This window comes from Deltaproteobacteria bacterium HGW-Deltaproteobacteria-4 (genome assembly GCA_002841765.1).
GTDB lineage: Bacteria > Desulfobacterota > Desulfuromonadia > Desulfuromonadales > UBA2197 > UBA2197.
Genome location: PHAV01000023.1, coordinates 22,944 through 45,781 on the forward strand (window position 1 = coordinate 22,944; position 22,838 = coordinate 45,781).

Genomic DNA, 22,838 nt, shown 5'->3' on the forward strand with positions numbered 1-22,838 from the left:
AGTGTTCATGCCCTGTATAAATTTTTCCCTCACTAGATGTGCCTTGGCAAGGCATTAAAAAAGGGGCGACCTTATCAGCCGCCCCCTGATGAACATTATAAAAACTTACAAGATTAGTTTGGTGTCATCTTCAGGCCGCGTTCCGGTCTGGAGAAGTTGTGGCACAAGGAACAGTCGTAGCCTTTTGCGATATGCGAATGAATTCTGGTGTAGTTGCCAGGAGTTTTTGCCCTGTGGCATTGTGCGCAAACCACTGACGTGGCGCCTTTCAACGTATATCCCATGGCCGGTAGATTCATCCGGGTGGTGTTTTCATGGCAGTCAGCGCAGGCCAGCACATTTCCGGCGTAGGTCGGAATCTGGTGGTTCAGCAGCTGCAGCTCATCAGTAACAATGGTGGTATAGGGGGTCGAGCTCGACAGACCCATATAGACAAGACCATCGCGGACGGCATCATCATAGAGACCGGTGGCGAAGAACTTGGCGGTGGAGAGGGGAACGATTTTGCCGTTAGCCAATGCCTGGGTGGCGGTCTTGTACTTGAACGGATACAGTTTGGTGCCGACCGGATCAGCGATGGAGCCGTTCGGGCGGGAGACCTTGTACGCGCCGGTCGCAGGATCAAGAACCGCATTGTCAAAGCTGTTGTTGCCCCAGGTGGTGCCATTCCAGAAGGCATATTTGGGGATCAGATCGTTAGCCTTGGTCGGCATCGGCTCGAAACGGTTGAGGGAGGCGTTCCATTCAGCGTGCTGCCAGGTACGATCGATTTCCGTAGCCTCGGTAGCGGCGGTGTCGCCGGCGTTTTTGGCATATTTCGGAAGATGGCAGGTCTGGCAGGCCACACGACCGACATGGTGGTTGGTGTCATAGCTTGTATGACCGCTGGTGATGCTGTCTTTGCCCGGGTGACAGGCGGTCGTGGAACAGCTCATCTGGACGGTGCTGTCCTGGGGACGGATATCGCTGCCGCGGCCGGCAACCCGGTGAGCAGTAAAGGTATGGCAGCCCTGACACTGAATATTACCACCGTTACCCATAGCCATATGGGTGTCATAAAGGACGTCGCTGGTAGTGCCATTGGCCAGGGCTATATCGCCGCGCTTGACGGCATCGCCGCCGCCGGCTTTGGCGTGGCAACCGAGACAGTTCTTGCGAATCGGTTTGATGTTGGCTTTCTGGGCGACGAGGTTCATGTTGAGGCCGGCAGCCGGCTCAAAGAGGCCGGTAGTGGCGTTACGAACGCGGCTGTAAGGGGCGTTGACCGTGTCATTGTGACAGATAAGGCAGTCGATGCTGGCCAGTTGAGCGGAAGAGGGGTTGCCAGTAGCGACCGGTTTGGCGCCGGTACCGGCGTGGCAGGCGCCACAAGGACCCCAGTTACCCTGAATATTGATACAGTAAGAGTTCAGTGCGCTGGAGCCATCGGTGGCGTCCATCTTGCCCTGGGTTGCGGGGCCGGTGGTGACTTCAGCAGCAGAGCCTTTCCACTGATAGTGAACGCTTTGATACATGGCCTGGGCCTGGGCACTGTGACAAGTAATACAGAGGCCATAGCCGGTCCAGGTAAGTCCGGCGTGGCCGGATGGGGGTACACTGCCAATAGTGTAGAGACCGGTTTTAACGGTTTCAGTGTTGCCGGCCGTATCCCTGGAGAAGTACTTCAAGGTGGTGGTAACGGCAATGTTGATTGGTGCGCTGTACACCGTGGAAGACGTGGTCGGAGTGGTGCCGTTGGTGGTGTAGTAGGTGGTACCAGCTTCGTTACGAGTCAGCGTTACGTTCTGGGCGGTGGTGTAGGTGCCGGCAACGGGTGATGCCGTGGTGATTGGTGCAGTCTTGTCGGCAACAGGTTTACCTGCAAACGAGACGCTGCTCAAGGTCATAGCGACCAAACAGATACTGCAAAATACGGCGAAAACCTTCCTCATCTTTTGATCCTCCATTAGATTGAAAATACCAACCCGGGTGTGGTGTGGTCAAAAACTACTGTTACAGATTCAGCTGCTTGCCTCATCCATAACTGCCATAACTCCTTGCACTTCCTGCATTCCTCCTTCCTTCAAAGTATGATACGGCTATTACGCCGCGAAGCGTTTCTAGAATTCCGAAGACTAACTGCAACTGTTGTTCCCAAATAATGCGTAAAATAAAACATCTTGACATCAGGAATAATGCATACACTGTCTCCGGGCCCATTAGTTCGCTCAAGATTATTCAAAATAATGCTTAGTAAAGTGATACAGCCACAGGGATAGAAACAATGCCGTGACAAAAACTCAAAAATGGGCGAATCCCCCCACTCAAAAATGGGCCAATCCCCCCATTTATTTTCCAGGACTGGGGGAAATGACCCTTTATCTGACTCTGTAAAATTTAGAGTTCAAGATCACCTTGGGATTCTAGAGAGCAGAATTAGCCGGAAATACAGGTGACACCTGTCAGCAGCCAATCCAGAACGTTACCGAACTCCTCCAACCCTTGAAATTTCCCTGACATGCGCTAGCATAGAATGACTGTTCGATTCAACCGGTTGTCTTTCTACAGGGAGTTCACAATGAGCCGACGGATGATGATTTTAGGATTGGCGATCGGAGTCTTGCTGGGGATGGCAGGCTGTACCAGCACAACCATTGGCGGATCTTGGAAAGACCCCGAGTATCAGGGCGGCACACTGGACAAGGTTTTGGTCATCGGGATTGCCAAACAGGAAACGATGAAACGCCTGTATGAAGACACCTTTGTTGCCTCGCTGCACCAGCATAATATTACCGCTTCTCCCGGCCATAAAATCCTGTCACCCGATGAAAGCAACGACAAGGACCTGATTGTCCAGCGCGTCAAGGAGCTGGGGTTCAAAAATGTCCTGATCTCGCGGGTGGCCGCAAAGAAAAGCGTCGAATTTTTTCACCCCTCCACCACCACGATCATGGGGGATGCCAGTCTCCGTTACCTCTACTATCGGGACTACCCCTACTACAGCCACTACAACGACTACTATGACCGCAGCTACGCGACAATCATCCAATCCACGCCGGCCTACACCACGACGACCGACCTGGTCATTCTCGAAACCAATATCTATGAAACCACCAACGGAGAAATTATCTATTCTGTTCAGACCCGCTCGCTGATCGATTACGGCAATGAGAAAACGATCAAAGAAGTCGTCAAGATCATCATCGACAATCTCAAGACCAACAAATTGATCCAGTAGGCTGGTCGGAGTTCGTCGGATCAGACAAATTGCGGCGGGAAGCGGGGACGCTGACTGACAGGAGGGAGGGTTCAAGTAAAAGCAAGAAGCTGCATTGGGAGAACGCCGGAGTTTCGCGTCTCAACTGGCGGCTTGTCTCCCTTATTCTTTCAGGGGATCAAACTCAACCAGTCCCCCATATCTCAGGGGCTCAAGCAGCTTCTTGACTTTAGGAGTTGCCGTGGAGAACGCCAGTCTTTAGGCCGCGTCTCAGCTGGTCCAAAATCAGCAACCAGTCCCCCATATCTCAGGGGCTCAAGCAATCTTCCTGTTTCAAAGACTACCCCTTAAACAGAGGCTGTCAAGGATACAAAGCTAAAAAAGTGGTGGCCCCTCAGAAGAAACGAATCAGCAGAAAAAGCCCGATCATGGCGATACCGATGGCAAGCTTGCCGGCCACGCCGATGGCCAATCCCAGGACCGTCCCAAAACCGGCCCGACCGGCCTGATCCAGACTGCGCTGCAAGGAGAGTTCGCCCGCCACTGCCCCGAGAAACGGGCCAAGAAGAATACCCGGTATGCCGAAAAATAGTCCGACTATCCCACCGATCACAGCCCCCATCATGGCACGATTCGATCCGCCGTACTTTTTAACTCCCAGGACCGAGGCGACGACTTCCACGACATAAGTCAGTGCTGCCAGGCCGGCCAGTAACAGTAAAGTCCAGATCCCGACATAATGAAAGTCCTCCGCCCAGGCAGCAAAGAACAAGCCGAGAAACAAAAGCGGTGCTCCCGGCAGGACCGGCAACAGCAGACCGGCCAAGCCACTGATCGCCAGAATGATGCCGATGATCCAGAGGATTAGCGATGCATCCGTCATTCTCCGTCCCTATTGTTTTCGCTAGGAGTGATAAGGCCAGAGGGGATTTGCCCCTCGCAGGGGATCCTGACCTGACACAAGCCACAGGGGGTTGCGCCGGTGCCGTAGGTCGCCGTGGCATAAGGGGCGGTCACCTCGCGAATATATTGGTGACAAGCCAGCTTGTCGTGACCGCCTGCCGTACTGATGGCGCCGGCCGGACAGCGCGGGGCGCAGGCGCCACAGGTGCCTTTGGCATACCAAAGGCACCAGGCGTGATGGTCATCACCATAGGGTCGGGGCGTCACCGGCAGATCGATGCGGACCACCACCGAACCGAAGCGGACCGCCTTGCCCCAACGGGTAATCAGGCCGTCGGAAAGGCCGAAGGTTCCCAGTCCGGCAACAAAGGCCGTATGGCGCTCCGACCAATTAGAAGCAAGCCCGTACAGCCGGGACCGGCGGTAGTCGAAGCCGGGGAGACGCTCCGGAGCAACGGCGGGAAATCCGGCGGCAGTCAGAGTCGCAGCCAGATGCTGCCGCAGTTCACAATTGAACTGCTCGCCATAAAAACGGGAGCGTGCCCAGCGTTCGGCCGGCAAGCTCTTTTCCTGCCGCTGGTCGATACGGGTGGACAGCGTTTGCGGCAAGACGTAGCTGATCACCCGCAACGCTGAAGGGGGTGTCTCCAAGGTGGGAAAGGCCAAGGAAAAGGCTTCTGCCGGTGTCCAGAGAAAGGGGCCGATCATCTCTTTGAGACGGGGAAAAAACGGATCATCTCCCCCGGCGATGGCAAGATGAGGTTTGTCCCAGGCCTTTTCACTGCTGTCGGGAGTGAGTCTGTTGCCGGGGGCGCTTTCCCAAAAATCGCGGATAATCGTCTCCACCCAAGCAAGGGGGACGGTTATAAGAGCTTTCATTTTTGACCTCGCAGCCTTGAGGGAGAAGTTTACGAAACAGGCAACACATTACCAGCAGATTGACTTTAACTTATTATCTGGTTGAATAACAGCAATCGGAAACAAGCACGACTCCCGCATACCCGAGTCTGTCTCCACACCTAAGGGAAGACAGACTCATTGCATTTAGGGGAGAAGGGATGGGTTCGCTGTGCTCCAGATCATCTTGCTGCTGACTTTGCTTACCGCTCTCCCGGCTTTTGGCGCCGGGCAAAACACAAACGGCGTTGTCAGTCTCGTTGCCGAGAATGATCACTTCAACAACACCGATCGGCACTATACCAACGGCATAAATCTGGGCTGGGCCCCCCCGACCGGAACCGCTCCGGAATGGACTTTGGCGATTGCGCACTGGATCCCCTTTTTCCCGGAAGGCGGTGTTGTCCGCCATGGTTACTCCTTTGGCCAAAGCACGTTTACACCGAGCGACCTCTCTCTGGATGATCCTCCGAGCGATGATCGTCCCTATGCCGGCTGGCTCTACGGCTCAATCGGCATGGAGGCGAGAACGAACCGACAGTTCGACCAACTGATATTGACGCTGGGCATGGTCGGTCCGACAGCGCTGGCGGAGTTTAGCCAGAAAACATTACACAAAGTGCGGGCGGTGAGCAAACCGCGAGGGTGGGACAGTCAACTTGGCAACGAACCCGGCATCGTTATCAGCTATCAGCGCAGTTGGCGGACCCTTGCCGCCACAACCTTTACAGGAAGCTTTGATCTGACACCCCATGCCGGCGGAACAATCGGCAATATCTTTACTTACGCCAATAGCGGCTTGACGCTGCGTTTTGGCAGGAATCTTCCTCCGGATTACGGCCCGCCGCGAATCCAGCCGGCCTTGCCCGCTTCAATGACTTTCGCAGTCACAGATGGTTTCAACTGGCACCTCTTCGCCGGGGTCGAAGGCCGCGCCGTCGCCCGCAACATCTTTCTAGACGGCAACACCTTTGCTCACAGCCGCAGTGTTGACAGGGAGATATTTGTTGGCGATCTGCAGTTTGGTGCGGTTCTGACCTGGCGAGACATTCGCCTGAGCTACACGCATGTACTGCGAACAGACGAGTTCAAAAGTCAGCTAGAACGTCATGATTTCGGAGCTGTCAGTTTAGCAGTATTGTATTAGCGCGGAAAGGGCGGGAGTTTTATGAATTTGCCGATCCGGAAAGACAGAACAAAGAAACCCAGCTTAGTTCGTCCGCCCCGCATCGGCCTGGCACTGGGCAGCGGCTCAGCGCGGGGACTGGCACACCTCGGTGTTATCCGGGCCCTGGATGAGGCCGGAATCAAGGTTGATTATATCGCCGGGACCAGTATCGGGGCCCTGATCGGAGCGGTCTATGCGTCCGGCAGCATAGATTCCGTGGAAAGTACCTTTCAGAAGTTCGACTGGAAGAAAATGATCTCTTTCTTCGACGTCGTCTTTCCCAAGTCCGGGTTGATTGACGGCGCCAAGGTAAGTGATCTGGTCCGCACCCTCGTCCCTACCGCAGTGATCGAGTCTCTCCCGATTCCCTTTTGTGCCGTGGCAACAGACATCCAGAGCGGCGAGGAGGTCGCGATTCGCCAAGGGGATCTCATCGAAGCGGTGCGCGCCAGCCTCGCTGTCCCGGGGATCTTTACCCCGGTGCGGAGCAACGGTCTGCTGCTGATGGATGGTGGTCTGGTGAACCCGGTACCGGTCAGTGTCGCCCGTGCCATGGGCGCAGATATCGTGATTGCGGTCGATCTGAACCATCAAATCGTCGCAGGAAAAAATTTGAAGCCGTTGACGGCACACACAATGCCGCCCGACACTCCTGACAACCATAGCCAGATGTCGCGCTGGATGGATGATCTTCTGCTCTCGCTGCGCAAGCTGCGAAAAAAACTGCTCAGCGAGGATGCCCCGACCGCGAAACAATTCCATAAGTGGCTTTCGACAGAGCCGCTTCCCAATATCTTTGAGCTGTTGTTAGCCTCGGTCAATATCATGGAGGCCAGCATCACGGAGTCGCGCCTGGGGATCGACAAACCGGACCTGATCATCCGCCCCCCGCTGGGAGAGTTCCGATTCCTGGAGTTCAACCGGGCAAAGGAGATCATCTCCATCGGCTACGAAAGTGCGAAAGAAAAAATACCTTTATTGAAAGATGTATCAAGCACAGCGAAGTAATCGGGTACAATTAAAAAATCAGGCCGGGCCAGGCGGCATATTTGGCCAACAAAAAAAGGAGGAACAAACATGTGCAAGATATTGATCGTTCAGTACAGCATGTACGGGCACATCAACAAAATGGCTGAAGCGGTGGCAGAAGGGGTGCGGGAAGTCGCAGGGTGCGAGGTTGTCATCAAGCGGGTCCCCGAGACCCTGACCGATGAAGTCCTGGGAATGATGGGGGCGTTGGATGCCCAAAAAAGGATGGCCCATATTCCGGTGGCAACAGTCGATGATCTGGCGGATGCCGATGCCATCATCTTCGGCACCCCCACCCGTTTCGGCAATATGTGCGGCCAGATGCGCCAGTTTCTCGATGCAACCGGCGGCCTCTGGATGAAAGGTGCACTGGTCGGCAAAGTCGGCAGCGTCTTCACCAGCACAGCCACCCAGCATGGCGGCCAGGAATCGACCATCCTCAGCTTTCACACAACACTATTGCACCAGGGCATGGTGGTCGTCGGCCTTCCCTACGCCTTTGCCGGACAAATGACGATCTCCGAGATCACCGGCGGCTCGCCTTACGGAGCGTCGACCATCGCCGGCGGTAAAGGGGAGCGGATGCCGAGCGAAAACGAACTGGCGGGTGCCCGTTACCAAGGGGCGCATGTCGCACGAATCGCCCTCAAGCTGGTCGGGTAGAGCTCATTTCATAACAACAGGGCAAAAAACAAAGGCTTAGCTCTTTACATGGCTAAGCCTTTGTTTTTTCATAAGTTCTTCGGTTATTTCCCTTGAAGGATACTTTTGATCGTTTCATCCACCGATTCGGGCGACGCCTGCCGGTCGGGGCGCGCGTTGATATCGCCGCGGTCGCGCGCCAGGTATGCGAGGAGGTCCTGTCTTGCCTCAAGAAAGATGCCCCGGATCACCTCGTTCATCCGTGCCTGTCCCCGGTCGAACTGGCACTGGCGGTCGAACGTGCCACACCCCGCGTACAGGTCGGGCGTGTTCACGTAACAGCGGGACACGGTCTTCTCCCAGACCGGCAACCGATCCTCACCCCGTAGCGCCCGGAAATGGAGGACGAAATCGTTGGGCTGGTTCCAGGCGCCGGAGACAGTCGCGTTCTCTACCGTCCCTTCGATACGGTAATCCTCGTCCACCAGTTCCGTCGGGGTGGAGAGGAACCGGACTGAACGGAACCGGCCGGAAGCCGCGAGCTCCTCGGCGAAGGACTTCGCGAAAAAAGCCGGCGTCAGCGCGTTGATATGGCCGTCGATGCCGCTCTTCGCCAGGTTGAACCGCAGCGTTTCCGGCTCTAACACCTTTCCCCGCCGGATAAAATCTTCGGTTCCGTCCGTAAAGGGGAGGACCGCCAGCTTCAGGGGCACCCTCGCCACGCCTGCCTCGGGCGGGCCCGGCTTGTAGATGAACGTCGGAGTGGCCGAGCAGCCGGCGGCCAGCAGAAGGAGTAGCGCAACGCCGAGGAGCCGTTTCATCGTTTCACTCATACCTTTTGAATTTTGCATCAATTCCCCTTGAGAATTCTTTCAATTTCCCTATCCACCGATTCTCCGGCCGGGAGCGTTTCAATCGACGCAACAGGCCGTGGGGCATACTGTCCGTTGCGGTCTCCCGTGGACGCCAGCGTCCTGACCAGGTCCGTCCTCGCCTCCGCAAAGAAGCTTTGCATCACCCCGTTAATATCCGCATGGATCCGGTCTACCATGCACTGGGGGCTCATTCCACATCCTTGCGGATGGGTAGACTTAAATTCTCTTATGAATTTCTTTTCCCAAATCAACACAGTATCCACCCTCCGCAACGCTCGCAGAGAAAGGGAAAATTCGTTCGGTCGGGCCCAAACACCAGAGTAGTTGGCCTTTTCCACCACTCCTTCGATGATAAAATCCTCGTCCTTCACCTCCGCCGGACTGTATAGAAAGGTGACCGCCTGGAAATCCCCCGAGGACGCCATATCGTCGGCAAGAGCCTTCGCCCAAAGCTCCGGCGTCAGAGCGGTGATCACGCTGCCTGCGCCAGCTTTCGCCAGGTTGTACATCAGGCGTTCCTGGTCGAGCAACTCGTTACCGCGCTTGGTGAAATCTTCGGTCCCGTCCTTGAAGGGAAGGACCGCCACCTTTACCGGAAGACTTTGTGCGCCGATCGTTGGCGCCGACGGTTTGTACAGGAATGTCGTGTTCCCCGCGCAACCCGCCAACAAAAATAGTGCCGACGCTGCCAGCAAAATTCGCTTCATCAACATTTACCTCCCTATCACTTCTTGGTCATTGACCCTTGAGAATGAATTCGATCGTCTCGTCCACCGATTCCGGAGTTTGCGCAGAAGACTCCTTGCCCCGGCTTCCCGAACGGGACGACAGCGTCTCCGAAAGATCCACTCGCGCTTCGAGGAACATTTCCCGCAACAAATTATTGTGGTGCGCATGCCGCTGGTCGATCGCGCACTGCCGATCTAAACCGCAGCCAAGTGCATAGCCGACCCCCAAGGAATTCTCTCTCGATACGACCTTGTTCCAGAAGGGCGGTTTATCTCTGCCGATTCTTGCGTTCAGGATGACGGCAAACCGGACAGGGTCGGATCCGCCAGGGATCGGCACATCCGCTTTCGTGACCGTCCCCGCGACAATAATCTCGTCGTCGTCCCCTTCCGAAATATCGGAAACAAACCGGACCGCCTGGAATTTGGCCGAGGCCGCCAATTCATCGGCGAAAGCCTTCCCCCAGCGGTTCGGAGGAAAAACAGCGACCCCGTAGTCGATGCCGGTTTTCGCGAGGTTGACGTACCCCCTCAGCGATGAATCTTGCCTTGTATTTTCCGCGGTGCCGTCTCTGAAGGGGAGGACCGCGATCTTGACCGGAAACGTCTTCGTAAACTCTTCGGACGGGTTTGGCCTGTAACTGAATGTCGAGTTGACCCCGCAGCCAGTCAAAACGAGGAACAATCCAGCCAACAGGAGACGTTTCATCTTAACTCCTTTCCTCACCTTCAATTCCCCCTGAGAATTTTTTCGATCTCCGTATCAACCGATTCAGAATCTATTTGTGGAGGTGAAACGGTGGAAGTGGCACCATCTTCATCGGCCCGGTGCCAGGATTGGGCCGACAGCGTCTGCACTAGATCCGCTCTGGCCTCTGCGAACATGTCCTGAATGACCTGATCGATTTGCTCTTGACTATCAACGCCACCATGAAATTTCCAAGCCCTCATGACTTCTTTTTCCCAGACCAGTCGATCATTGGCTCTTTGCCGGGCGTGGAAAGAGAGGGTAAATTCACTAATACGATCTACCACATGAGTGAAATTGGCTTTCACCACTGTACCCTCAATGAGAAAATCTTCGTCCGTCAGTTCCAACGAACTATAGAAAAACCGAACCGATTGAAAATTACCAGAAACTGACAGGTCATCGACAAAAGCTTTCGCCCAAAAATTTGGTGGCATAGCGTCAACAGCAGCATAACGGCTTTCAGTCTTTGCGAGATTGTATATTTTGGTATAATTATAAACATTTCCGCGCGTCGTGAAATCCTCTGTACCATCTTTAAAGGGCAGAACCGCTAATTTGACCGGGAGCTTAAGTCCGCCAGCATCAGGGGCGATCGGTTTGTAAACGACCTTCGTATTCACGCAACCGGCCATTAAGGCAATGGTAAATGCAAAAAACAGATATTTCCACCCACGCGAATAAACACTCATCGAATATCCTCCCACCATTTATTCAGCCGATCCAGCTCGGCAGGCATCGGGCTTGCCAGCCGCTCACCCTGCTGTGCTTCAAGCGTCTCGCCAGCTGCCACGATCACAACAGCCCCTTCCGGTGTCACCCCCTTTACCCGACCCTCCAGAACGACAATGGCGATCTTGTCGGCGGCGGAGAACAACACAAACCGCGCCGCCCCGAAGCGCAAGCTGATGGGCACAGTGGTGATCACGTTCTCTTGGGCAATTGGCACCGTCATCCCCGCGATGGGCGGTTTGTACGGTTCGAAATACAACCGCCCCTGAGCGAAGGTCAGTCGGCACTCTTGCCCCGAAGGGCAATCGTCGACGACCAGCTTCGAGTCCGGTCCGATCCGGATCCCGCTGCCATTCCAAAAGGTTAGCCCGACTCCTTGCCCTGTCGTTCCGATGGATTCCTTTGCGCGGATCGTTTTCGGCTCAAGACCGCCGCCCCAAAGGACCGCCTGCGTACCCGACGCAGCCTCCTTTTTAAGAGCGGTTCCGATCCCATCGAGCGCTTTTTTCTGCTCAGCCGCATAGGTGCCAAGCTCATTGCGCGCGGCGTCTCCGGGATCGAGCGAGCCCTCGAACATCGTCACTGCCTGGAGCAGCGCCCGCTTCTCTTCCGCTTCGCAGTAGAGCGACAGGACGGGCGGCCGGCACGGGTCTGCGAGCGGAACGAGCGTCCCGGCGGCGCCCATCGCTTCGGACAGGCCTTCCATCCGGAGCAGGACGTGATCGCGCCACGACAGAACGTAGAGGCTGTCGTTGTGCCACCGCAGCATCCCCCCGACGTTTCGCCGGACGACGACGAAGTCGTTGCCGCGCAGGGCATACAGGTGGTCGCCCTCCGAAAAGTAAAGCACGTTGTTCCGGTCATCGACCGCCAAGGAGGGAATGTGCGAGAAGCCGGGCAGATGCGCCAGAAGCTTGGCAGGGCGGCCCTCCCGGAGGGTGTAGATCCTGGGGCCGGCGGAAAAGAAGAGCGCCCCTCTCGCCAGGGCCATCGCGTCGATCGGGGCGTCGAGCTCGACCAAGGCTTTGTGCCCCGCGCCTTCCTTGTAGATGAAGAGTGTCGGCTTCCCGGCCGCCGTGACGCCGCTGATAAAGGTCTGCTCCCTGTCGGCAGCGAAGATGCGCTGCTGCAAGGGAATTTCGAGGAGTTGCCGCGGCTTTTCCCCCTCTACGACAAAGAGCGCGCCGCCCGAAATCAGCTGCAGTTTTTCCCCGGCAAAGGCAAGCCATGCGGGATTTTTGAGCGGCTCACCGAAAAGGAACTTCCCTGCCCCCGCATCGAACACGTTATCGCGGGTGAGGAGAAGTACCGCTCCACCCGGAGCGACGTCGAAGACGAAGGGATCGCCAAGCGATGCGGTGGTAAGCACCTTCCGGACCTCGACGTGGGGAGCGGCAGACGTTGCAGCCGACATCCCGAGGAGGATTGTCAGCGCCAGCAAGGCGAATGTGATGCCGCCGTGGCCTTTCCGTCTCCAGTTCACTTGTGGTCGCCCCACCCTTTCTTGTATTGATAATGATATTCCGGGAGATTGATCTTGCCGGTCACGTCATCGAACAGACTGTTCAGGAACTTGATGGGGACTCGGTAAGCCCGGTCCGCCAGCTCCTGGGCATCCGCCGCACTGCCGGAGCCGATCACCCGCGGTGCATCCTCGAGGATCTCCCCGATCTCTTCCGTGGTCCCCTTGACCGCGTCGAGGATCTTGATGCCGGCCTCCACGCTCTTCCCGAACGGGCCGGAAATAGCCACAAGGACCTCCTTCGCCGCTTCCTGCCCCTTGTCCTCCAGAAACTCCCGGGAGGACGGTGGCTGAAGGAACTCGGTGAGCTCCACCTTCCCGTCCGCCACGCGATACCAGGAAGCCGCTTTCTCGTACCCGGCCGTTGCCTTGTCCTGCAGCCAGGAAGCGCCCTCGCCGTCCTCCCAAACAGACACTTTCGGCAGCGGTGCGACGGGCGCGTCCAGGCGCGTCCCTTTTTCCCAAGGCTGTTCCCATCCGGCCTTGAGGTCCACGACCTTTCCTTCGAGGGGAATCCCCTGGTCGGCCTGCCGCTTCGGTTGACCCGCGGCTTTTAACGCCGCCACGACGTCGCGGCTCTTTTCGGGACTCTTCCGGGAACGCGAGTGGGCGCCGCAATAGTTGCTGACGCCCGAAAGTCGATCGGCTTCCTGCCGATACTGCACGGCTTGTCGCCTCAGCGCTTCGACCCGCCGCAGCTGGAGGTCCGTCTCCCCGAAGCTTTCTGCTCCGCCGCTTGCCGAAGACGCCGCATTCATCGCCGCGGACCGGCTGTCGCGCTTGAGGCGCTCGACCTCTGTGCGCAGCTCGCCATTCAATTCCAGGCAGGTCTGGCGCGCCTGGTTCGCTGCCAGGGAGTAGGACTGCTGGGTTCGCCGGATGAGATCGGCGCTCCCCGAATTGCTGAAGGAAGGTATGGGAGGAATCGATGGGCAGGAAATCTGCGGGATGCTGCAAGTCCCGGGATTGCCCAGGCAGGCGTCGATGGCCTGGAGCATCCGGCTGATGCCGCTCTCCATCTGGGTGAAGTATTGCGAGAATCCAGGGACGAACTTCCGGTCGGTGTTGGCGGCCGCCACCCCCTGCCGGAGCTGCGACAGGATCGTCCGTGCCTGTGCTGTTTGGGCCTTGAGGGACTGCCGGAGGGCAGAGGTGTCGGAGGCGGGCGTCAGTCGGGTTTTGTCTGCGATGTTATCCCGGCCTTTCAGGAAACGCCGGCGCTCTTCGGATTTCCGTTCGGCTTCCTTCGCTTCCCGGTCAGCAGCAGCAGCATTTTCACAGAGACGATCCGGCCGATCGTTTCCAGGATCAGCCCACGCGACAGGAGCCGGCAATGCATGAACGATCATGAGGATAACAATCCACCGTCTCATCCGGTCTGTTCTCCCTTGCATAGGCTTTGTCAGTGGTTTGTCAGTGGTTTGTCAGTGGTTTGTCATCGAGGCAACGAAAGCCCGGTGGTTCTCTTTGAACTGCTCCATGCGCCGGCTATCGCCGTCGACCTTTCGTAACAGCTCATCGGCGGCGACAAGCAGGAACTTCGCATTCGCGATGGCACTGAGCCGGTTATGGGCCTCCATAAGCCGGTTGCCCTCATTCTCGAGCTCATCGGCACGCATCTCGAGCGGACCGGCCTTCTTCTCGGCCTCCATGGACAGTTGTCCCGCCTGCCCCTGGGCCGCCATGACGCCTTTGGCATCCATTGCCTGCTGACCCTGGATGAACTTACCGGTCAAGGTAGACGTCAGAGCGGAATTGGCCGAAAGTTGACCACCGCCCATGCTCGAAATGATGCCGAACATTTCGCCAATAAGACCGGAGACGGCGGCACTCTGTTCCGCCTGGTTTCTCAGCATCTCCCCTTTTTGCGAAGAATCCGAGCGGAACCCGCCGGCCTTTTTTCTCAGGTCGCTGGCCGCCTCGTACTTCTTGTTTGCCGTCGCTTTCAGGAGTACCGCCTTGCGCGTCAGCGACTCCCCTTCTTTCTTCAGTCCGTCCGCTTCGGACGCGGACATCAAAGGCAGCGCAGCTTCGGTCCTGGGCAGGAAAAGGGGATTTTCCGCCCTGGCCAGGCTCGGGGCGCCGAGAAGACATATCGTGATAATTCCGGCCTTGATAGTCACGTATTTCATAGTTCGCCTCCGAATTTTGCAACGAGACAGCTGGCAACGTAAAATTGTAACGGCCGATACAGGCCGTCCATCTCGAGCAGAAGGCGCTTTATATCCGCCCTGTCCCGCGCGATCGTCTTCTCCGCCATCTTGAAACGCTCAAGGGCCTTTCTTGCCGACACCGAAGCCTTTTCCCGGCCGACGTCCAGTCCTCCGAGGGGACCACTGCCCAGCACCTCCTCCGAAAGCTCGGCAGACTCCAGTTCGTCGGCGACGATCGAACTCGCACTAAAAGCAGCCTTGGCCATCTCGTCCCGTTCGCCGTAAACCTTCCAGTGGGTTGCCAACTCTGTCCGCCGTTCCTCCGCCTTCGCCATCATCAGGAGCCCTTCGTCAAGAGCACCGCCGAGGCCGGGCTTGGCCTCCAGGATCACGGTGGTGCAAGCATCCGGCAAAGACCCGGAGTTCCCTCCTGTTTCGATTTCGTAAAGGGCATGTCGCAGAGAATCAACATCACCGGTCTTTTTCCTGATTGCCGCAGACAAGGTCAGGGCGCAGCCGTATTTTTTAAGCCAAGGGCTATCTTCAACCGCCCGCGCGAGCGTTCCCGGAAAATTCGAGGATCCCGCCGGTGGCAGGGAAGAATTTGTCCACCTCTGAATTTCTGTTACGCGGGGGCTTTCCGGGAATTTCTGCAGGAAAGCCTTGAAACCGAATTGGTTCCCCCAGGCCCTGACCTGGGTGTAGCTCTTTTCGGAAAAAAACTTTCGCCCTTCATCGGCAAAGCGCGACTCCGGATATCGGAACAGGAAATATTCCATGGCCACAGGAGAGGCTTCCTCGCGCGCGCCTTTAAATTCAAGCTCCTCGAGTTTGTTGCGGACGCTCCCCACTTCGACGTGACCCTTGAAATAGGTGATAAAATCGTAAAGGTCCGCGACCGATGTCTCTTTTTGAGCGGCCTTGACGGCAAGATCCACCACCATGGCGGCGGTCTGCGGATCGGGATTGGTCTTCATGGTCCGGACGCACTCGGAAACGGTGTCCGCCTTCATAATTTGGTCAATTTTCGATTTTTCGACTAACTTGCGAGCTTCACCCACATGACCGCTTGACGGGTATTGCTGAACGAAATTTTGATATCCAGACGGGGTGTTAACCTCTTTCGCGATATTCCAGGCGGTGACTTCCGGAGAGGTGGCGCAACCAGCTAGAGCTAAAACAAAAATCACTAAACAGAGTTGTTTCATTCCTTCGCTCCAAGTATCTGTCTTTATTATGAGGGAGTTCGAATAATCCAACGGTTGGGGGGGGACACTATTCACTTCCGTCGTTGCCTCCGGAAACCGCAAACATAATTAATCAAAAAGAACGTCATTTGACAACAAACAAATGAATCAGCGAGGTTTTTTTCTGTGGCAGCGACACTGGCAAATAAACCTGGCGGTTGACACTAAACCCCGGTTTTATCCCCTCACCCGGCCTTCGGCCACCCTCTCCCGCTGGTAGAGGGGAGACTATTTTACCTTCTCCATCAGGGAGAAGGTGCCCCGTAGGGGCGGATGAGGAGTGTTTTTGATTAAGAGCACAAACCAAACCGGACAACACTGAGTTACGCAGAGAAATGGCGGAACATCAATAGCCTGTAATCGTAATAAGTTAGCAGGGGTTTTTCTTAGCGGTGTAAAATCCGGAGGAGACTGGTGGACACCCCCAATCCTATTTAAACTGAGGGCATTATAAAAAAAAACAAGAAGCTGCATTGGGAGTACGCTAGTTTTAGCGTCTCAACTGGCAACCAGTCCCTTCTTCTTGTTAAGGGATTGCCTGATACCAGTCCCCCATATTTCAGGGGCTCAAGCAGCTTCTTGACTTTATGAAGTTGTTTGGGAGAGCGCCAGCTTTTTAGTCTAGCGTTTCAACTGGTCGATTTAAGATCCAGTCCCTCATATTTCAGAGGCTCAAACAGCTTCTTGATTATAAGCATACCCCTGAACCAGGGCCTGTCAATGGCGAGATTTAAAAGAAAAAAGGCTGTTAACACAATAACTTGAATGATTGAGAACCTGATACAACTTTAGTTGTAGTCACAACCCCAAGGTGGGCAATTTTTCAAAATCCGAGAGATAGTCAGATGGTCGGGGCAAACTGAGCTTTCACCGGAACCTCTAGGGAACCTCTAGGGGGTAAAACGACAAAGGACTTAGCCCAATTAAGAGCTAAGTCCTTGTTTTTATGGTGCGCCTCGAGGAATTCGAATCCCCGGCCTTCTGATCCGTAATCGTAAATTTCAGCTATTACGTCGCAAGAGTCAAAATCGGTAAAACCTCCCAACAGCCGCCATTTTCCCTTTTTCGATGGAAAACAACCGGCTAGTGGGCGTTTGACGGTACGAAATCCAAAGTGGCAGTCCTAACTTACGTTGCACAGGAACCTCTACGGAACCTCGAACGATTTTCGGAACGTTTGTCCGATTGGTCAGAAGGTCTATGAATCCTATTATTTTTACAACAACGTTGATTACACATAAATCAGCTTTATTGCTTTGTTGCAAGCTGTTCATAGCCCAGCAAGGATGAAGGGCTGAATCTTTCGAATCCCCAGCGTGGTAACTCTCTTTTTCCATCTTTAAAGCTCTTAAGCAACTCATCAAGATCGGAGGGTACATTGATTCCGAGCAGGCACTTGATTCTGTTAAAATACTGGGCAGAAACCGATCTGGCGAATATTTCAAATGGGCTGCGGTAGTGCCCTAAATACAGAAGTGTTTCTGGAAACCAACCAAAGTTATCACTATCAACTAGCTCTTCTCTTAAAAAGAGAACAAAGTCTGCTTGCATCAGGTATTTGAAGTCAATACCTGTTCCAAGATGTCTTTCCTTCAAGAGGTCGGCCCGTAATGATGCCCGCTCTAATTTGAGCCTATCATTTCGGTGTTGCAGAGATCGCATGTACTTTCGGAACACAGTATATGAAGCCATTACATTGTGCCCGTGCTCTGAATTACCGGACAGGTAGTAATGCTGGCCCATAAGTAAAGAAGCTTGTGTGAACCGTTCGTACTTCACCAAGATGGCGATGGTGTAGAGGAAGAGCTCATGAACGATGAACTTGAAGTTGTCGTAATCCCATTCATGTCGTTGGTGTGCATTTTCCGGACGGTCCATATACGGTATCAGCGACTCAAAAAATCGATGCAGTTTTTGCATGGAATCGTCGGAGGGATCATATTGCGTTATTGTCACGAGTAATTGGATGAACTCATTACGATATGGTAGAAAATCCTGAATACTCTGGACAACGGCATCATCAAATTCACCGTCAGTCTTACTAATCCTGAATCGTTCCAGGTTCTGAGCAAAAAGATCTAAGTATTCACTTAGAAGCCCGGACGCCGCAGGCTTGCTGGATTTTATGGCATCCATGGTTCGCTTGAATAGTGCGGTCGTGCCGAGAGATATTGCTGGCCCTTCTGTCGCAAAGATCGGTGCCTTGCCAAGCTCGGGTTTGACGTACAGTGGTTTGTCGAATACCCACCGGAGAAACTTTTCAAAGTTGTCCGCGTAAGTGTCAGGCTCGCTGAGATCAATATAAATGCGGGACTTGTAATATGTAGGCAGGCACGCCTTACCCGCCTCGTCTTTTTCTGTGACTATCGCGACGAACTTGACCTGTTGCTGTTGCTCATAAACTTGCCGCGAGATGATCTGAGTCTCTGTGCCGACTCCACCACTTCTGCCGTCAGCTTTATCGGCATAAACGCTGTCAGATATGATGGCAACCTTTTTAATATCAGGGTCTGTGACCATCTTTTCCATGAAGGCATAGGCGTCATGACCTTCCCGCAGATCCCATTTGTCGAAGATCACATCGATCCCAGATTCCCGCAGTTGCGTCGCAAGATCGACCACCCATTGTTCATGTGAAGGATTGGACCAGCTATAGGAAATGAAAAGTTTTGGAGCGTCCACGGATTCGTCCCCTTAAATTTATTTTATCGGCCAGCCGCCATGCTCAATTACCTTGTCGATCTCAGCCATGATGTCAATCTGCATTGGAATTTGACCCATCATCGGCGCTTTGATTTAACCGTTGAAGCGGTAATCTTTTAACAGTCAAGCAGTTACCCCCTTTCCTTGTGTTTGTAACAGCATCTAAGAATAATCTCAGATAAGACCTGCATCCTTCTCTTTACAAACCTCTTCGACTACTGCAGCTACATCGTGAAGGAAGGAGTTCCTATCTGGCGAAGGGGTTGAGTCTGGAATGGGTGCAGCTCGGTCGTAAATCCTTTCGCCGATGATGGATGCCCGAGTATAACTTGAACCTCTACCCGACTGATTGAAGGCGGATTGCCACTCAGGCATGCGTTCGGCACGTAGGCGCCTCGTTGCAAGATCCTGTACCCTGACTGAAAGAGCATTAGCAAGGGCGTCGAACACTTGCAGTTTCTGATCGTCGTCGGTCGGTTCAGTAGGTTCCCAACGCAGCGGATTCTGAAGCAAAACGTACAGCTTGTCTTGAAGCTGTCTGCGGAGATTGGCAACAGGCTTTAGGTCGGCGTACTCGTCTTCCATGCCAGGGGTTCCCAGTCTTCTGCTCAGCGCCCAGATTCTTTTCCAGTGCTCCTTACCAATTCCTGGTTTACTGCTAAGTCCAAGGATCGGCCACCATGTATCGTGGAAACTTTCGGCAGCGTCCTTAACAGCGAGTACAAGATTCATTCTGTCGTAGATCGGCTTTGCCTGGACAGGGGCTGGTTTATCGATAATTGAATCTATAGCTGACAGCACTCGTTGGAGCTGTCCGATCGTGCGTTTGTGCGATTTTTTTGTAGAATCCAAAGGTTCGTCGATCCCTCCAACGAAATAGCATGCGCCGTTCAAGCGACCACGCAAGGCTCTTTCGGCGAATGAGCCAATCTCTTCTCCGATAGCCGCTAGCACATTTTCTGCTGATGCAAGTACATGCTGCTCCTTGGCAGAAGCGTTCGGTAAATTATCCCCTTTCACTTCATCGAAATGCGTAAAGACAAGGAGAAGTTTGCACGCACTACCGGAAGAGATCATATCCTTCATAGCTGCAACTGGTGCGGCCTGCATAGGTTGCATTGCATTGTCTACCAACACAATAGCGTCTGCTGAGTCAATCCTACGGGTCAATGACGTCGAAATGGCTGCCATAGACTTCGGAGTATGGCCTAAGCCCTCGCCATCCAGTAGCACCAACTTTGGTTGCTTGCCATCGTTCCATTCTGGAACAAAATTGCCGGCGACCCTGACACCGTTGACCAGAGGCGTCAATAGGCTTCCATAGCGAGGAGCATGGTTGCTGGAAAAGCGTGTTATCGTCTTTATGAACGTCTCTCTATCCTCTGTCTGCCATGACCAACATTGTGGCCATCCTTGCTTGTTTCTGCGAACGACGCCTACCAGTTCAAGAAGCGAGAAGCGTAGCTCGATTTCATCCATGAGATTGTCGCTGACACTGTGGAAAGCGTCGTCTTCTCGGAGACGACGATCCAGTTCTTCCTCGAAGAGTTCGTCGACAACTCGCTGGTCCTTCTCGTCAATTGCCCCTACCTCTTCTTTTAATTGAGCCCCGTGTCGATCTGCAATTGCCCTGATGGCATCGACACACTCTGAAAGTACCGTGTTGGTTTTCTCAAGATCTATGGTTTTTTCTTCAAAGCTGTTGTCTTGATCATCGGTGTCATCATCATCTTCGTCCTCGTCTGGGACTATGACTTGCGGACCATTGCCGAGAATGTAGTTGAAGCGGAACCGTTGGTTCACATGCATTAAGAGTTTTCGCAAGATTTCTGTGTCGTCACCTCCACGGTAAGCTGCCAACACGGACTCCGAAATACATTCGTTCAAGTGCTCGCGGACTTCTTCTACGGGGAAGAAAGTGACGACGGCTCTGTATGGGCCACTGTCGAGCAAGACTTCTGTTTCATGGACCGTAGTTTTCGCCGTTGAGGTGGATGGAAAGCGTTCCGTCTCTGGATCGGTCCCGATCAATTGTCGCAACAGAGTGGTCTTCCCTGCTCCCGTTGTTCCGAGAAGAAGCGCACGCCTGTACTCAGAGTCTAAGGAAGACGGTAATGCAATGATGCTTTCTCTAATTGCGTTATAGTCGTTCATCTCAGGTTCCATCCCATGAAAAAAGATTTCTACGACCCGCCGGTTGAAACGCTCCTCGGCTATATTTTTTGCTGAAATGCTCCAAAATGATTCGTCACAAAGAAGCTGATTAAGCTCGTCTTTTAGCTTGTTAGCTTCCTCTGCATCTGAAGTTCCAAGCCCCTGTCTTACGCGTAGGCCTGTCCTCCCGGTGTTAGTGTCGATGCGTACAGGATGTCTAAAGATTACCGCCCAAGCATTTCGTCCTTGAGATCGGCTCAGGGTTGCAACAAACTTTTTTTCCTGCATGTTTTCCTCCGTTGTTCAGTTGTTGTTCTGTTGGCAAGAATACACGGTCTATTCTGGGTGTCAAGTATTTTTTGAACAACGTCTGAACAACGGCGAGGGGGTTATTGGAGTGTCCGAATCCTTGCTAAAAACAGTAAGGCCCCAGCCAATTAACCTTGTTGCCCTTTTTAAGTGAATCCAAACCTGAAAAGCCGAAAACCTATTGACAAAAAATAAAAAATAAATATTATAAAAAGGTTTAATTGACATAAATATATTTTTATGTTATTATGATTAAAATATACAGCTACGGGGGTTGTGGTGGGTTCGAATCCCGCTACTGTGCTAGCCATTGTTGCCCTTCCAATTTTAACTTTGGTCCGTTGGATCAGTTCAAAATTTACGGAGGTAAAAACAATGAGTAAAACGGTACGAAACTATAACGGGGTACCAAGTACAGTAATGAGTCAAAACAATACAGCAGCAAGAGTCGTCGGGTATTTTCTTGAAACAACCTGGGCAATTGGCGTTAGTATAGTGGCGGCGATGGTCATCTCACCCTCAACCCTTTAAGGAGATATTTCTCCTAATAAAAAAGCGGATAGGCATAATGCCTATCCGCTTTTCTTGTGACAACACTGAACCTGAATGCACTGGCAGCCCTCACCTTATGCGAAGTGCCAATCAAAGTTACGTGCGGGTGTGTGATCCCATTTCATTGGAATTCTAAAAAAGAATCGGGGTCAACCTTAGACCTATATAGGGGGGTAGTTTATTCGTTTAAGATTTTGCAAGGAACTTTTTACCGTATCGTAATCCTCCGAGCCATCCAGTAAACCATGAATGAGGTAACCCCTACTTTTTATTTCCTCAGTCCAAAATTCCACTAATTTAACTAATAAGTCTGCAATAGGTTCTAGTTTATCTTTTTGAAAATCTTTAAGATTTAATATTGTTGAAACCCAATCTTGATCTATAAGAAGTTCTAGGTCTTCTAGCTCTTCATTATCGTCATATTTCCAATTTCCAGCTAGGCTACCAGAATACAAGGATTTTTTTATTTTCCGCAAGAGGGATATTATTTCATCTAACCACTTTTTCAATCCAATACTTTTAGAAAGATCACTATCGATTACGTCAGAGACGTGAAGTAAAAAAACATAATACTCGTCAATCGACTCCAAAGTTAGTGCTGTCCTTTCATCAGCTATGACTACCATTCCAGCTTTTTTTCCTCTGGCGAGAAGACTTAAAGATTTACTAGGTACGCGTGATCTTAAAGTTAGTACTGGATTTTCCATGAGGACGCTCTCAGTCATATTTCTACAAATTTATGAAGTTGCAAGAATAGTTCAATTCACCAATGTGATTGATACGGATGCAAGCATAGTATGACTTGTATTAACTGGATCACAAATTCCCACACGGGGACCACTTGTGAACCTCGGGACCACGGGGCCTAACTAATAATAATCGTCCTCTCGGTGAACGAATCCAAGAGCGGAACGATTATGACTCAACTTTTTTTAGCAAAACGAGAAGGATATTTCTCATTTTATTTTTAGAAATGACGACACCGTCATCCGTAAAATCAGACTTAATTTTTTTGACTAAAAATTTATCTATATAACCATAAAGTATAAATATAGCCGCCTGAACTGAAATATGGACGAACCAATTATATCTATTTCGCGGCTTTGTTACGACAGTTGCATTCCATAGCTGATAAGTCCCGAGATCTATCAACTTTTTATTTAGTTTTTTTATGGATGCTTCGGGCCTGTAAAGGATTTTGTGTAAATGGGTTTGTCGGTTAATAAGTCGGCATCCTGTCGCCGAAGATGATCGTAAACTGATTGAGTGCCGATTTCCAG

The 22,838-nt window shown here is 53.0% G+C and carries 18 protein-coding genes; 4 read left to right on the forward strand and 14 right to left on the reverse strand.

The annotated features are described in order from the left end of the window. Window positions 1–113 precede the first annotated feature (113 nt). Window positions 114–1,931 (reverse strand): alpha-2-macroglobulin, encoded by a 1,818-nt coding sequence (locus tag CVU69_13080; GenBank protein ID PKN11326.1) that lies wholly within the window; start codon window positions 1,929–1,931, stop codon window positions 114–116. 638 nt (window positions 1,932–2,569) lie between these two features. Between CVU69_13080 and CVU69_13085 the strand changes: the two genes are divergently transcribed. After that, entirely contained in the window at window positions 2,570–3,217 is a 648-nt protein-coding gene (locus CVU69_13085) for a hypothetical protein (GenBank protein PKN11327.1), read from the forward strand. Window positions 3,218–3,590: 373 nt separating this feature from the next. Here CVU69_13085 and CVU69_13090 read toward each other — a convergent pair whose 3' ends face one another. Both CVU69_13090 and CVU69_13095 read right to left on the reverse strand, forming a co-directional pair. Beyond that, window positions 3,591–4,079: a DUF456 domain-containing protein gene (locus CVU69_13090; protein PKN11328.1), complete on the reverse strand. Its 489-nt coding sequence runs from the start codon at window positions 4,077–4,079 to the stop codon at window positions 3,591–3,593. Further along, entirely contained in the window at window positions 4,076–4,978 is a 903-nt protein-coding gene (locus tag CVU69_13095) for a 4Fe-4S ferredoxin (protein PKN11329.1), read from the reverse strand. Before CVU69_13095 ends, CVU69_13090 begins: the two co-directional genes overlap by 4 nt. Before the next feature lie 199 nt (window positions 4,979–5,177). Between CVU69_13095 and CVU69_13100 the strand changes: the two genes are divergently transcribed. The 3 genes from CVU69_13100 (at window position 5,178) to CVU69_13110 (ending at window position 7,856) form a co-directional block, all read left to right on the forward strand. Continuing rightward, window positions 5,178–6,143 (forward strand): DUF2219 domain-containing protein, encoded by a 966-nt coding sequence (locus CVU69_13100; protein PKN11345.1) that lies wholly within the window; start codon window positions 5,178–5,180, stop codon window positions 6,141–6,143. A gap of 21 nt (window positions 6,144–6,164) precedes the next feature. Continuing rightward, the gene (locus CVU69_13105; protein PKN11330.1) at window positions 6,165–7,172 is read left to right on the forward strand and encodes a patatin; all 1,008 of its coding nucleotides are present in this window, start codon (window positions 6,165–6,167) and stop codon (window positions 7,170–7,172) included. A gap of 69 nt (window positions 7,173–7,241) precedes the next feature. Continuing rightward, the gene (locus CVU69_13110; GenBank protein ID PKN11331.1) at window positions 7,242–7,856 is read left to right on the forward strand and encodes an NAD(P)H:quinone oxidoreductase; all 615 of its coding nucleotides are present in this window, start codon (window positions 7,242–7,244) and stop codon (window positions 7,854–7,856) included. Window positions 7,857–7,939: 83 nt separating this feature from the next. Here CVU69_13110 and CVU69_13115 read toward each other — a convergent pair whose 3' ends face one another. The 11 genes from CVU69_13115 to CVU69_13165 form a co-directional block, all read right to left on the reverse strand. After that, window positions 7,940–8,686: a hypothetical protein gene (locus tag CVU69_13115; protein PKN11332.1), complete on the reverse strand. Its 747-nt coding sequence runs from the start codon at window positions 8,684–8,686 to the stop codon at window positions 7,940–7,942. Further along, a complete protein-coding gene (locus CVU69_13120) occupies window positions 8,686–9,423 on the reverse strand; it encodes a hypothetical protein (GenBank protein PKN11333.1) in 738 nt (245 codons plus the stop codon). The genes CVU69_13115 and CVU69_13120 overlap by 1 nt, the downstream gene beginning before the upstream one ends. A gap of 22 nt (window positions 9,424–9,445) precedes the next feature. After that, the gene (locus CVU69_13125) at window positions 9,446–10,147 is read right to left on the reverse strand and encodes a hypothetical protein (protein ID PKN11334.1); all 702 of its coding nucleotides are present in this window, start codon (window positions 10,145–10,147) and stop codon (window positions 9,446–9,448) included. A 20-nt stretch (window positions 10,148–10,167) separates the two neighbouring features. Next, window positions 10,168–10,878: a hypothetical protein gene (locus tag CVU69_13130; GenBank protein PKN11335.1), complete on the reverse strand. Its 711-nt coding sequence runs from the start codon at window positions 10,876–10,878 to the stop codon at window positions 10,168–10,170. Next, window positions 10,875–12,401 (reverse strand): hypothetical protein, encoded by a 1,527-nt coding sequence (locus CVU69_13135; GenBank protein PKN11336.1) that lies wholly within the window; start codon window positions 12,399–12,401, stop codon window positions 10,875–10,877. The genes CVU69_13130 and CVU69_13135 overlap by 4 nt, the downstream gene beginning before the upstream one ends. Then, the gene (locus CVU69_13140) at window positions 12,398–13,813 is read right to left on the reverse strand and encodes a hypothetical protein (GenBank protein PKN11337.1); all 1,416 of its coding nucleotides are present in this window, start codon (window positions 13,811–13,813) and stop codon (window positions 12,398–12,400) included. The genes CVU69_13135 and CVU69_13140 overlap by 4 nt, the downstream gene beginning before the upstream one ends. Before the next feature lie 51 nt (window positions 13,814–13,864). Continuing rightward, window positions 13,865–14,572 carry a hypothetical protein gene (locus CVU69_13145; protein PKN11338.1) on the reverse strand — a complete coding sequence of 236 codons (708 nt, stop codon included), beginning with the start codon at window positions 14,570–14,572 and terminating at the stop codon, window positions 13,865–13,867. After that, entirely contained in the window at window positions 14,569–15,801 is a 1,233-nt protein-coding gene (locus tag CVU69_13150; protein ID PKN11339.1) for a hypothetical protein, read from the reverse strand. Before CVU69_13150 ends, CVU69_13145 begins: the two co-directional genes overlap by 4 nt. 1,287 nt (window positions 15,802–17,088) lie before the next feature. After that, window positions 17,089–18,522 (reverse strand): hypothetical protein, encoded by a 1,434-nt coding sequence (locus CVU69_13155; protein ID PKN11340.1) that lies wholly within the window; start codon window positions 18,520–18,522, stop codon window positions 17,089–17,091. A 195-nt stretch (window positions 18,523–18,717) separates the two neighbouring features. Continuing rightward, the gene (locus CVU69_13160; GenBank protein PKN11341.1) at window positions 18,718–20,985 is read right to left on the reverse strand and encodes a hypothetical protein; all 2,268 of its coding nucleotides are present in this window, start codon (window positions 20,983–20,985) and stop codon (window positions 18,718–18,720) included. A gap of 734 nt (window positions 20,986–21,719) precedes the next feature. Beyond that, complete coding sequence (locus CVU69_13165; protein ID PKN11342.1) at window positions 21,720–22,184, reverse strand: hypothetical protein; 465 nt, start codon at window positions 22,182–22,184, stop codon at window positions 21,720–21,722. Between the last annotated feature and the right edge of the window lie 654 nt (window positions 22,185–22,838).